Genomic DNA, 12,600 nt, shown 5'->3' with positions numbered 1-12,600 from the left:
TCTTGTCATGGTGGGGGCTTTGGTATTTCATCCATCCCATGAGCCCTTATGGGAAGGGCTACAGACCTCAGGGACGCCCGTAGCCGGGCAGGAAATAGATGGGGAATACCGGTGCAAATCCGGAGCGGTACCGCCACTGTAAGCAGAATATCCTGCAAGCCAGAAAACCAGCCTCAGGGGGTTGTCCAAACTGTCCGGCGAGTTACCGGACGTAAGGCGTTACAACCATGCTTTATACCAAGAAAGCCCTTCAGATGGGCGCTATTGCCGTTGGCCTTGCCGCGTTTGCGGGCCAGTCCTCTCTTGCAGAATCCGTCAACAAGGAAGACGCCAAGCCCGTCGCCAGGACGGAAACCATGCAGGTCATGCCTGAACTGACCATGGCGTCCCACTTCGTGGGCGTGCCGTACAACCGTTCCGGCGTTTCCGTTTCCGTGATCAATCCGGAAGAATTCCAGAAAGAAGGAATTGAAACTCTGACGGGAGCTCTTTCCCAGACGCCCGGCGTGTTCACGCTGGACGGCGGCGGCACCTGGCAGCGCGGTTCCGTGAGCAACACCGTCATCCGCGGAATGAACAAGGATACCTACACCCTGACGATGGTTGACGGCATGCGCATCAGCGATGTCAACATGTCCGGCAACAAGCTGCTGGGCATCACCAATCTCTTTACGGTGGGCAATGTGGAAGTGGTGAAGGGCGCCCAGGGCGCCGTGTTCGGTTCCGGAGCCATTGGCGGCGTAGTTGCCATGGATACGCCGGAAGGGGAAGGCGACCCGGTGACGAGAATTTTTGCGGAGGCCGGTTCCTTTGGAACGTTCAACAGCTACGTGACGTCTTCCGGCAAGATCAAGAAATTGTCCTACTTTGTGGGCGTGGGTTTTGAAACCACGGAAAACGATCCCACGATTTATGATTCCATTTATGACAACAGGACGGGCATGAACGATTTCCGCCAGTGGCAGGAAGCTTTGCGCCTGGGTTATGACGTCAACGACAAGGTGAAGCTCAGCTTTACCTACCGACGCCTGGACTCCTATTTTGAATATCCCACTCCGTATGTGGATTACAATCAGTGGCCCGCCGTGCCGGACTCCCACCTGTACAATACGGAAGACAAAAACCGCAGCAACCTGATCACCGGCCGCGTGGATGCGGAACTCAGCAAGTTGTGGTCCACCAGCTTCATGGTGGGACATTACAACATGAATTATTCCACCCACACGCCGGAATACGACTTCCAGCCCAACGTGATGCGGAACCGCCGTTTCCAGACGGAATGGCGCAATGCACTCACCTGGAACAAGCAGTGGACGACGATCGCCGGGATGGCTTGGGACCGATCCGCCTACACGAGCGAAAACAATTACGTGTCCAAGGACGAATGGCAAAGCACGCTGGCGTTTTTCGCGGAACAGATGTGGGCCCCCACGGACAATTTTGACGCCAGCGTGGCATTGCGTCTGGAGCATGATTCCGTGTGGAACAACCATTTCACCTGGCGCTATTCCAATTCCTGGAAGGTGACGGGCAAGGATTCCCCCACCCGCATTTTCGGTTCCGTGGGTTCCGGCTTCCGGGCTCCCACGTATTTTGAGCAGTATGCCGCCAATTACGGCTACGTAGGCAATCCCGATCTGGACATTTCCAAGTCCCTGGGCGGCGACCTGGGCGTGGAACAGCGCCTGGCGGACAACCATTACGCTTCCGTGACGGGGTTCTGGACCCGCATCAATGATGAAATCGGCACTAGGTCCGTAGGTACCTGGCCGGATTCCTACACCACGTACGCGAATTATTCCCATGCCACCTCCTACGGTGTGGAAGTCGCCTTCAAGGGACAGTTCAAGGATGCCTGGAACAGCGGCTATTACGCCAATTACACGTTCACGATGCCCAAGCGCGATTCCATCGGCAGTTACGAAACCCGCCAGATGGCCAACACCGCCCGCCACACCATCAATGCGGAAATCCACACTTCCCCGCTTGAGAAACTGACGGTAGGCTTTGGCGTGACGTCCGCAATGGGCCGCACGGACTACAACTACGCCCGCCTGGACAATTTCTTCACGGCGCGCGTGTTCGCCAGGTACCAAGTTACGGACAACGTAGCCCTACATGTGCGCGTGGAAAACCTGTTCGATCAGAATTTCATCATCACGAACGACTACAACTTTGGTCCCCGCCAGGCCCGCGGACTGGGCGTCTTCGGCGGTGTGACGGTCGAATTCTAAACTCTCTCCAGCGTTAATTGTTGATTGCACCCCCATCTTCCGTTTTGCGGACTGTTTCAGGCGAAGGAAACTGTTCCGGGCGGAGGATGGGGATTTTCTTTTTCATTAGGACCGGATATAGGTTAAAAGAGGGCGGGTAATCGTTGATCGTGTTTCGCTGGCTGTCCATTCTGGGGGCATTGCTCCTGGCCGTGTTCATAGGGGGGGTGTTTTACTTCTCCCACCGGGAATCCGCGGTCTGGAACGAGGGGGCCGGGAATACCGACGACCGGGGGATGCCGGCTGTGTTTGACGGATTTGTAGAACGCTGGAACAGGTCCGTGGAAAGGGAACTGCTCCGGGAACTGGCGGGAGGGGAGCAACAGAAAGAACTGCTGGCCGTTTCCCGCGGGGAAGGCGACGGCCGCCGTCTGGCGGAACGTGCGCGTTCCGTGGAGCGCCTCAGGAGAAGGCTGGAGCAGGGGGATCATATTCGTATGCTTCCTCTGGAAAAGATGCCCCCCGGCCTGGAATGGCACACGGGCATGGAGGAACCGGAGATCGGGGACCCCCGCGCCGTGAAGGGCGGCCAGGTCCGGCTGTGGATCAATACGCCGTTCCCCGGCACCTTGCGGGCTTTCGGTCCCGGCAGCGAGAATTTTTTCAATTATTCCGCGATTGACAACGTGTGGATTCCTCTCGTGGGGCTGCATCCGGAAACTTCCCGTCCCATACCGGGGCTGGCGGACCGCTGGGCCGTTTCCGCGGATGGGCGCACTGTTTTTTATCATTTGGATCCTGAAGCGGCCTATTCGGACGGACGGCCCGTGCGTGTGGAGGATTTTTTGCTGAATATCTGCCTGCGCACGTCGGACGCCGCCAGGGACCCTTTCTGGACAGCCCTGTTCCGCTCCACGTTCGACCGGATCACCGTGTACGGAGATTCCGTCATTGCGCTCACCGTGCCGTCTCCGCGGCCTCTGCTGCCTTACATGGCCTGTGTGGATTTTCATCCGGCGCATCCCGGTTTTTACCATGATTTCAATGCGCTGTTTCTGGAACGCTACCAGTGGAAGGCCGCGCCGAACACGGGCGGGTACGTGGTGGTGCCCGGAAAAATCCGGCAGGGAGAGCGCATCACTCTTGCCCGGGTGAAGGATTGGTGGGCGAAGGATAGAAAGTATTACCGCTATTCCTGCAATGCGGACCAGGTGGAGCATGTTTTTGTAAACCTGGAGAACAAGGCGATTGAGATGTTCCGGCGCGGGGATCTGGACATGATGAACATCCGCAAGCCGGAAATATGGGAGGGCAAGCTGGAACTGCCGGAAGTGCACCGGGGCTATATAGACAAATACAGCCTGGAAGCGGGCTATGCCTGTCCTCCGTATGGCTTGTACCTGAATTGTTCCGACAGGATGCTGAGGAATACCGACATCCGCAAAGGGCTGGCCCACGCCGTGAACATGGGGATGGTGATTGACTCCCTGTTCCGCGGGAACATGAGGCGTCTCGGCTCCTACATGGAGGGATACGGCGACCTGACACTCCCGCTGAAAGCTCCGGAATACAGCAAGAAAAAAGCCATGGAATATTTTGCCCGCGCGGGCTTCCGGGAGATGGGAGAGGACGGTATTCTGAAAAATGAACGTGGGGAACGCCTGTGTATGGAGCTGACTTTTGCGGATTCCTCCCACATGATGACCAACGTTTGTTCCATCATCAGGCAGGAGGCCATGAAGTGCGGGGTGGACATCAAATTGGATCCCCTTACGTACGGGGTGTGTTCCCGCAAGGTATTTGAAAAAAGGTACCAGGCCGCTTTGTGGGCGTGGCCTCTGGACACGCCGTTCCCACGTCTTTATGAGACGTTCGCCTCGGAACTGGCGTATGACGGCCGGGGAAATCCCGTAGGCAACACGAACAACATTTTCGCCGTAGCGGATGCCGAACTGGATGCCGCGCTGGATGCGGAACGGGAAGCTTCCGATTACCCGGCCTTAAAGGAGGCCCTTCTCCGTGCTCAAAAGAGGATTCATGAACTCTGCGTATGGATTCCTGGGTGGAGGGAGCCTTATACCCACATTGCCTGCTGGCGCTGGATACGCTGGCCGGAATCCCCCACGCGTTTCTGTTCCCCCCGGCTCTACAATCCGCTGGAATCCCATTTGTACTGGGTGGACGGCAAGATGAAGAAGGAGACGCAGGAGGCACGGCGCCGCGGCATTCCGTTTGAGGAAAGGCATGAGGTGATACGCCTGAAGGACCAGGATGATCCGCCGCAATTTTCTTCTGGAGAGTGATTTTTGCCCAGGTGGTCTGAATTTAAAGGCCAGTCGGAAAGAAAACGGGATGCAGGGAGGGACAGACGGCGAGAGCGGTATCAAGATTCCGGAACTCTGGAGCAGAAGGAGTTTTTCCTTGGTTGAAGATACTGTCCGCCTCAAATGGATATAGCGGCCACAGAGAAATTCCCGTCTGCCATTTCCGGCCCTGCATGATAGGAAATGGGAGATTGCAGAGCAAATAATCGTTGATTGGATTTTGTCATATTTTCTATCCAGGATTAAATATTCATGACTAAATCCGTTCGGGACGGAAGTGGTCTCTTTGTGGTCTATCCTTTTTAACATTGAATACAGACGCATTTTTGCGAAAGTTATTCCGATCGCCATCCGTTTTATTCATCATGAAATTGCCCCTATTTTCCATTTTGCTGCTGGCTGCCCATTTGTGTGTGGCCGCTCCCATGCCCATGCCGGAGTCCAACGACGGCGCCAAGCATGTCTTCACCACCAATCAGGAAAATTTTCTGATGGACGGCAAGCCCGTGAAGATCATTTCCGGGGAAATGCACTATCCGCGCGTGCCGCGTTCCCATTGGCAGGACAGGTTCCAGCGCATGAAGTCCATGGGGATGAATACGGTTTGCACCTATTTGTTCTGGAATGTGCATGAACCGGAACCGGGCAAATGGGATTTTTCCGGGAACCGGGATTTTGTAGAGTTTGTCAAGGAGGCCCAGAAAGCGGGACTGTGGGTTATCGTGCGTCCCGGTCCCTATGTGTGTGCGGAATGGGAATTCGGCGGCTTCCCCGGATGGCTGCTGAAGGATGCGGACCTGAAGGTCCGCTCCCAGGACCCCCGCTTCCTGGAACCGGCCATGGCTTATCTCAAGAAAGTCTGCTCCATGCTGGAACCGCTGCAGATCACCAAGGGCGGCCCCATCATCATGGCTCAGGTGGAAAATGAATACGGCTCCTACGGCTCCGACAAGGACTACGTGAAAAAACACTTGGAAGTCATCCAAAAGGAGCTTCCGGGTGTAGTGCCCTTTACCTCGGACGGCCCGAATGACTGGATGATCAACAACGGCACGCTGCCCGGCATCGTTTCCGCCATGAACTTCGGCGGCGGAGCCAAGGGCGCCTTTGCCAACCTGGAAAAGCACAAGGGCAAGACTCCCCGCATCAACGGCGAATTCTGGGTAGGCTGGTTTGACCACTGGGGCAAGCCCAAAAACGGCGGCAGTACGGAAGGCTTCAACCGCGACTTGAAGTGGATGCTGGAAAACAACGTCTCCCCCAACCTCTTCATGGCGCACGGGGGCACCTCCTTCGGCTTCATGAACGGGGCGAACTGGGAAGGGGCCTACACGCCGGACGTGACCAATTACGACTACGGCGCGCCCATCTCTGAAAACGGAACCCTGACGGACCGCTACCGCACGTTCCGCCAGACCATTCAGGACTATTACGGTGATACGTACAAGCTCCCCGATCCACCCGCGCAGCCGGAAATGATGGAGTTGCCGCCCATCACGTTTACGGGGAAAGCCGGCATGTTCAACCGGCTCCCGCAGCCTGTCATCCGCAAGGAGCCCGTGCACATGGAAGCCCTGGGGCAGAGCTTGGGCTTCATCCTGTACCGGACGAAGGTGAACGGCCCGGTGAAGGGCGAGTTGAAGATGAACAACATGCAGGACCGCGCCATCGTTTACGTGGACGGCAAAAGGCAGGGTGCGGCGGACCGCCGCTACAAGCAGGACGCCTGTGACGTGGTCATTCCCGCGGGTCTCCATACGGTGGACATCTTTGTGGAAAACATGGGCCGCATCAACTTCGGCGGCCAAATTCAGGGAGAACGCAAGGGAATACGCGGCCCCATCACGCTGGACGGGAAGAAGCTGGAAAACTTCCTCATCTACAACCTCCCGTGCAAGGGCGTGGAGCTTCTGTCCTTCTCCGGCAAGAAGCCGGGTGGCGACCAGCCCGTGTTCCACCGTGGATATTTCAACGTCTCCAATCCCAAGGATACCTACCTGGACATGCGGGACGGCTGGAAGAAAGGCGTCGTGTGGGTGAACGGCCACAATCTGGGCCGCTTCTGGTTCATCGGCTCCCAGCAGGCGCTTTACTGCCCCGGCGAATACCTGAAACCGGGGAAAAATGAAATCGTGGTGCTGGACGTGGATGGCGGTTCCGGTACAGTGAAAGGCGTGAAGGAAGCCATTTACGAAGTTAAGCGCGACCCCGCCATGGCGGATGTGTTCCGCGTAGGCAAGCCTGTGGCTCCCGCCGCCAGCCAGCTGGTGCACAAGGGAACCTTTGCCAAGGGGACGGATCAGCAGGAAATCAAATTCCGCGCTCCTATCCAGGCGCGCTACATCGCCCTTGTCAGCAAAAACGCTCATGACAACGGTCCTCATGCCGCCATTGCGGAACTGAACTTCCTGGATGCCTCCGGCAACCTGCTTCCCCGCGAACAGTGGTCCGTGGTTTATGCGGACTCCCATGAGACGACGGGAGAAGCCGCCCAGGCGGGTCTGGTGATGGACAACCAGCCCACCACCTACTGGCATACCAAGTGGCAGGGGGACAATCCCAAGCACCCGCACATGATCGTGCTGGACCTGGGCAAGGTGCAGAAGCTTTCCGGTTTCCGCTACCTGCCGCGCCAGAACCGGGAAAACGGACGCATCAAGGATTACGAGGTGTACGCTTCTCCCAAGCCGTTCAAGCCTGCCAAGTGAGGGACTTTTTTTGATTGGGAACCGGGGCGTAAAGCCTTGGTTCCCGGGCGATATTCATCCATGCAAGGCCCCGGTTGGGGCCTTCTTTGTTTGGACTGTATCTCCGGCCTCCGGACATGGATAGTTGGTTTTATCATCCCACCGGGGTCCTTTGTCTGGCAGACGCCGTCCGGCTTTTCCGCGTTTAGTGGATGGAATTCCTTCTTCGGATCCGAGAGGAATTTTCCTTATCGGAATTGATTTTCCCGCCTTAAAAAAGCTCAGGACGCCTCAGGCTTTTGCGGCAGTTGGGCAGTTATACGTTCCTGGAAGGTGCCTTTTTGGAAAGCCGGCTTTGCCGCGTTCGCCTTGTTTTCCGGCTATCTGAAGGGAATTGTCTTGGTCAGATACAAAAAAGACGGCTCCGCACGATGCGGAGCCGCCGTAGATAGCGATGAACGCAATGTACTTAAAAGTCCCACGAGAAGCCCAGCTTGATGATATGGTAGCCGGGATCGTTGTAGCCCTGGATCTGATAGTATTCGTAGCCAATCACGAAGTCCGTGCTCTTGGACACGCTGAATTTGAAGCCGGCCTGGGCCGCCCAGGAAAATTTGGTGGTGGAAATGGTGCGGGACTGGCTGCCGTTTTCCAGGCCGTGGATGGTGGTCTTCACGTCGCCGTAAGTGGCACCCGCCTTGCCGCCCAGGTAGAACATGGTGTAGTCGCCGATGGGCAGATTCAAGGTATAGCCGGCCATCATCGGAATGTACGTGGAACGGAGGCTGGCGGTGTAAGGGCCGCTAATGCCCAGGTCGTGAACGCTGGGATGGTGAGAGCCGGCCAGAATGCCGCCGTTCAGGGAAATTTGGTGAACAATGCTGCCTGTTTCAATGTAGTTGAAAATGCTCAGATTGCCGCCGGCCACATTGGGCATGGCGTCCTTGGTGGCAATGCCGTAGGCCCCTTCAAGGGACATGCCGAACTGGCCGTCATATTTTTCAACATGATACGCGTTTGCGGCGGATACGGAGGCCGCAAGGGCCAAACCTAACAGTATAGTTTTGTTCATGTGGGATAAATGGTGAATTTAACTGTCCCGCATTCTTGTCAATTTTTCCGTTTGAAGTCAAACAGAAATGTCATAATTACATGAAATCATGCCGGAGGAGGGGATGAAATTGCTAAAACCTGCTTTTTGCGCTACATTCCGCGGCATGGAAAAACAAGCGTGCGATCTGCTGGTGACCGCCTCCCGTATGCTTACGGGAACGGAACAGCCCGGCATAGGAGGCAACGCCGGAGTGGCTGTCCGGGACGGGAAAATTCTGGAAGCGGGACCTGCGGAAAAGCTGGAGGCGGCATGGATGCCCTCCGTCCGGTGTGATTTGGGGAATGCCCTGCTGATGCCCGGGCTGGTTAATGCACATACGCATGTTCCGATGACTTTCCTGCGCGGTTTTGCGGACGATCTGCCCCTCATGGAATGGCTGACCAAGCATATTTTCCCGGTGGAGGCGCATCTGACGGACAGAATAGTCTCTCTGGGCGCGCGGCTGGGCATGTATGAAATGATGCGTACGGGCACGACCGCCTTTGTGGATTCCTATCTTCTGGAAATCAACGTTCTTCAGGAAGCGGAACGCATGGGGATGCGCTGTGTGGGTGGCGAGGCTCTCTTTGCTTTTCCGTCCCCGGCCTATGACGGCTGGAATGGTGCGGAAGCCCTGTACCGCGAGCAGGCCGTCCGCTTTGGAGGACGCGGCAGGGTGCAGTTGGCGGTGATGCCTCATAGCGTGTACACTACGAGCGACGATGTTCTCAGGCGTTCCATGCGGCTGGCGGAGGAACTGGACCTGATGCTCCATATTCATCTTTCCGAGTCTGCGGGGGAAGTGGAACAGTGCCGCTCCCTGCACCAGGACAGGAGGCCGGTGGCCTATGCCCGGGACATGGGGTTACTGAATGAACGCGCCGTGCTGGCCCATATGGTGGATGTGATGGATGAGGAACTGGAAACGGTGGCGGCATCCGGTGCGGCCATTGTGCATAATCCCGTCAGCAACCTGAAGCTGGCGTCCGGATTTGCCAGGGTTCAGGACATGCTGATGGCAGGCATTCCCGTTTCCCTGGGGACGGACGGTGCATGCAGCAACAACAGCCTGGACATGTTTGAAACAATGAAGCTGGCGGCTATTCTTGCCAAGGGGTGCACCGGGGACGCCACCGCCGTTCCCGCCATGAAAGCCCTGGGCATGGCAACCGTGGAAGGCGCCCGCATTTTCCGCACCCCGGGCCTGGGAACGATGGCTCCCGGAGCTCCCGCCGACATGATTGCCCTGGATCTGGACGAACCCAATCTGTGCCCGATCTTCAATGAAGTTTCCCATGCGGTTTATGCCGCTTCCGGCAAGGACTGCGTGTTCACGATGGTGGATGGCCGCATCCTGTATGACCATGGCTGCTACACGGACGGCTTGTATGCGGATACCGCCGCGGAAATGCAGGAACTGGTGGAATGGGTAAAAGCGAAAGTATAAGGTAAACAACGCGTTGGAACACAAAGATAAATAAGGGAAATTCGTCCCGTGTCCATGGGCGGATTCTCTCTTGGTTTTTTAATCTTTTGTTATTGAATCTCCCGGGAAGCCGCATGATCACATTCATTCTTTACCCGGCGGGGTGGATGCCTTTATAGTACCTTCATGCAATATGATTTGATCGTCATTGGTGGCGGCCCCGCCGGATATGTGGGAGCCATTCGCGCTGCACAAATGGGAAAGACCGTGGCGTGCGTGGAGCGCGACCGGGTGGGGGGAACCTGCCTGAACTGGGGCTGCATTCCCACCAAGGCACTCTTGAAGAATGCGGAAGCCTACCTGACTGTGACGAGCCGGGCCAAGGAATTTGGCATGACGGTGGAAGGCGTGAGCGTGGACTGGAGCGAGGTCATCGGACGTTCACGCAAGGTGAGCGACCGCCTGGCTGGCGGGGTTGGATTCCTTTTCAAGAAAAACAAGGTGGAATCCGTTACCGGGGAAGCCTCCATCACGGCTCCCGGCAAGGTGGAAGTGAAGGCCGCTGACGGCACTACGCAGGTACTGGAAGGAAAGAACATTCTCATCAGTACCGGATGCGTGACCCGCACCGTTTCCAGCCTTCCGCTGAACGGCACTACCATCATCGGTTCCAGGGAAGCCATGGTGCTGGAAAAGCGGCCTGAAAGCATGGTTATCATTGGTTCCGGGGCCATTGGCACGGAGTTTGCCTATATTTATAATTCTTTCGGTACAAAGGTGACGCTTATTGAAGCGCTGCCGCGCATCCTGCCCAATGAGGACGACGATTCCTGCCAGACGTTGGAGCGGGCCTTCAAGAAACAGGGCATCAAGACCATGACGGGCACTTCCGTGGAGTCCGTCACGGAAACCTGCGACGGCAAGGTGAAGGCCCTTGTAAAAAACAGCAAGGGACAGGAAGAGGAAATTACGGCGGACATTTGCCTGGTGGCGATCGGCGTGAAGCCGGTCGTTCCCGCCGCTCTCGGCCTGGAACTGACGGAAAAGGGATTCATCAAGGTCAATGACCGCTATGCCACGTCCGTCCCCGGCGTTTATGCGGCGGGCGACGTGATCGGCGGCGTTTTGCTGGCCCATACGGCTACGTATGAAGCCGTGCAGGCGGTGGAAGGCATGTTTAATCCGGATTATCAGCCCAAACAGGTCGGCTTCTTCCCGAGCTGCACGTATTGTTATCCGCAGGTTGCGTCCGTCGGTAGCACGGAACGCGCCCTCAAGGAAGCGGGCGTGGAGTACAAAGTCGGGAAATTCCCCTTCCAGGCCATCGGCAAAGCCGTGGCCGCCGGAGAACCGGACGGCTTCGTGAAGACCCTGTACGGCGCCAAAAACGGTGAATTGCTGGGAGCCCACATTGTGGGGCCGGAAGCTACGGAATTGATCGCCACGCTCGGCGTCAGCCTTCAGGCGGAATTGACGGATGAAGATATTCACGCCACCATTTTCGCCCATCCGACCCTGTCCGAAGCCATTCATGAGTCCATGCTGGCCTCGGAGGGAATCGCCATTCACATGTAAGGATCATGCGGAAGAGCTCCGTGATGGGGCTCTTCCTGCCATCCGGACCCGGATGGATGGGATTGACGCAAGGTATTGACGAACGGTTTGCGCGCGTCTATCCCGGTTTTGACCGCAGGAGGGACAGGAAGGGGTCCATGGAAAACTTGGGCTTCCGTTGAACGGCATCAGTCCATTTGGAGCTGTGATCGCAGGTACGGGACCTTCCGTGGATGAACCTCCGGCGGCAGATTCCAAATTGTTTTATTATTCCTGCATGATTTGCGGGGACATGCCATGAGGTCCCTATGGCGCGGAATCATTCCGGTGAGGGAATTTCCATGTTCCTGTATGTCTCCATCAGTCGTTCGTATTCCTTGTTGGCCCAATCGCAGGACGAGTGCGGGAGCTTGGTGTCTCCGTAGGCGTGAACGAGAGCGATGTCATCCTTTTCCAGATTCATGAAGGGGAACCATTTTGTGCTCATGTTGTACACGCTTGGCATGGTTTTACAGCAGGGCCTTTTGATATCCCTGGTCGCGTTGTTGAAAATCAGCCTGTTGAGGATATCCTGGTCGTGCTGGGGCGGCATGGTGGGGAAGGGGTAGGCCTCTAGGCTTTTTTCCCAGATATGGTGTTCCACGAATGAACTTATGTGGATGAGAGCTACCCCGGTGTTGTAGAAGCACGGGTGGTCGATTCCAAGGGAACGGTTGTGCTCCAGCACCCATTCCGGGTATTTCCAGATTCCCGTGTCAATGACCATGGCCATGCATTCGTGATCGGCAAGCGGAGTCTCGTACAGCGCTCGCAGGGGCTTCCGGGCATACAGGTCCGTATCCAGCAGGAGCAGCCTGTCATCCGTCAGAAGATGGCTGATCGACTCTGTCCACGTCAGATCGAATTTGTGATAAAAGTATTTTCTGGAATCGTTCCCGTCCAGGTCCTTCATTTTTTTCAGGAGGACGGATTGTTCATAGGGAACGTTGAACGGAACTCCGTACACGGAAACACGGGGGATTGGCAGGAAAAAGCCTCGCCAGGTTTTTTCCTCCAGCTCCGTTTTCAGGAACACGTTGTAGCGGGTGGAGGAATCGTCACAGGAGACGATGCTCCAGAGAGTAACGGCGGCCTGGAAAATATGGCGGCGGTTGCTGGCGACGAAGTAAAGGTTCATATGGTTTTTCATCGGTTGGCTTTCATAAGAAATGGCCGGAATTGTTTTAGGCTGGATTCCCGGCATTGCCTTCATTTTCTTTTCCGGAGGAATGAATATGTTGTCCCGGACTCCCGCCATGAAAAT

At 56.4% G+C, this 12,600-nt stretch carries 8 protein-coding genes and 1 riboswitch; of the genes, 6 read left to right on the top strand and 2 right to left on the bottom strand.

The genetic code is table 11. The features are described from left to right. Positions 1-54 precede the first annotated feature (54 nt). A riboswitch (cobalamin riboswitch) is annotated at positions 55-191 on the top strand. A gap of 36 nt (positions 192-227) precedes the next feature. The 3 genes from V3C20_RS00260 (at position 228) to V3C20_RS00250 (ending at position 7,245) form a co-directional block, all read left to right on the top strand. Then, positions 228-2,234, top strand: a complete 2,007-nt coding sequence (locus V3C20_RS00260; protein WP_130083476.1) for a TonB-dependent receptor — start codon at positions 228-230, stop codon at positions 2,232-2,234. 149 nt (positions 2,235-2,383) lie between these two features. After that, positions 2,384-4,516, top strand: a complete 2,133-nt coding sequence (locus V3C20_RS00255) for an ABC transporter substrate-binding protein (protein WP_130083477.1) — start codon at positions 2,384-2,386, stop codon at positions 4,514-4,516. 386 nt (positions 4,517-4,902) lie between these two features. Then, on the top strand, positions 4,903-7,245 hold the full coding sequence (locus V3C20_RS00250; RefSeq protein WP_130083478.1) for a beta-galactosidase: 2,343 nt from the start codon (positions 4,903-4,905) through the stop codon (positions 7,243-7,245). A gap of 448 nt (positions 7,246-7,693) precedes the next feature. Here the strand turns inward: V3C20_RS00250 and V3C20_RS00245 are convergent, their stop codons facing one another. Next, on the bottom strand, positions 7,694-8,296 hold the full coding sequence (locus tag V3C20_RS00245) for a porin family protein (protein WP_130083479.1): 603 nt from the start codon (positions 8,294-8,296) through the stop codon (positions 7,694-7,696). Positions 8,297-8,441: 145 nt separating this feature from the next. Here V3C20_RS00245 and V3C20_RS00240 point away from each other — a divergent pair, with 145 nt between their 5' ends. From V3C20_RS00240 to V3C20_RS00230, 3 genes are all read left to right on the top strand, one after another. Next, the gene (locus V3C20_RS00240; protein WP_130083480.1) at positions 8,442-9,764 is read left to right on the top strand and encodes an amidohydrolase; all 1,323 of its coding nucleotides are present in this window, start codon (positions 8,442-8,444) and stop codon (positions 9,762-9,764) included. Positions 9,765-9,929: 165 nt separating this feature from the next. Next, positions 9,930-11,318 carry a dihydrolipoyl dehydrogenase gene (gene lpdA / locus V3C20_RS00235; RefSeq protein WP_130083481.1) on the top strand — a complete coding sequence of 463 codons (1,389 nt, stop codon included), beginning with the start codon at positions 9,930-9,932 and terminating at the stop codon, positions 11,316-11,318. A gap of 5 nt (positions 11,319-11,323) precedes the next feature. Beyond that, a complete protein-coding gene (locus V3C20_RS00230; RefSeq protein WP_153812546.1) occupies positions 11,324-11,479 on the top strand; it encodes a hypothetical protein in 156 nt (51 codons plus the stop codon). A 137-nt stretch (positions 11,480-11,616) separates the two neighbouring features. Here the strand turns inward: V3C20_RS00230 and V3C20_RS00225 are convergent, their stop codons facing one another. Next, the gene (locus V3C20_RS00225) at positions 11,617-12,474 is read right to left on the bottom strand and encodes a glycosyltransferase (protein ID WP_161981328.1); all 858 of its coding nucleotides are present in this window, start codon (positions 12,472-12,474) and stop codon (positions 11,617-11,619) included. Between the last annotated feature and the right edge of the window lie 126 nt (positions 12,475-12,600).

The sequence above is a fragment of the Akkermansia sp. RCC_12PD genome (assembly GCF_036417355.1).
Classification (GTDB): Bacteria; Verrucomicrobiota; Verrucomicrobiia; order Verrucomicrobiales; family Akkermansiaceae; genus Akkermansia.
The sequence above is the reverse complement of the archived record's forward strand: the minus strand, read 5'-3'. Positions and strand labels throughout refer to the sequence as shown.

Bases quoted from the DNA above. Each gene is read 5' to 3' on its own strand.
- V3C20_RS00260 (WP_130083476.1), top strand. From the start codon at position 228: ATGCTTTATACCAAGAAAGCCCTTCAGATGGGCGCTATTGCCGTTGGC.
- V3C20_RS00250 (WP_130083478.1), top strand. From the start codon at position 4,903: ATGAAATTGCCCCTATTTTCCATTTTGCTGCTGGCTGCCCATTTGTGT.
- V3C20_RS00245 (WP_130083479.1), bottom strand. From the start codon at position 8,296: ATGAACAAAACTATACTGTTAGGTTTGGCCCTTGCGGCCTCCGTATCC.
- V3C20_RS00240 (WP_130083480.1), top strand. From the start codon at position 8,442: ATGGAAAAACAAGCGTGCGATCTGCTGGTGACCGCCTCCCGTATGCTT.
- lpdA (WP_130083481.1), top strand. From the start codon at position 9,930: ATGCAATATGATTTGATCGTCATTGGTGGCGGCCCCGCCGGATATGTG.
- V3C20_RS00230 (WP_153812546.1), top strand. From the start codon at position 11,324: ATGCGGAAGAGCTCCGTGATGGGGCTCTTCCTGCCATCCGGACCCGGA.
- V3C20_RS00225 (WP_161981328.1), bottom strand. From the start codon at position 12,474: ATGAACCTTTACTTCGTCGCCAGCAACCGCCGCCATATTTTCCAGGCC.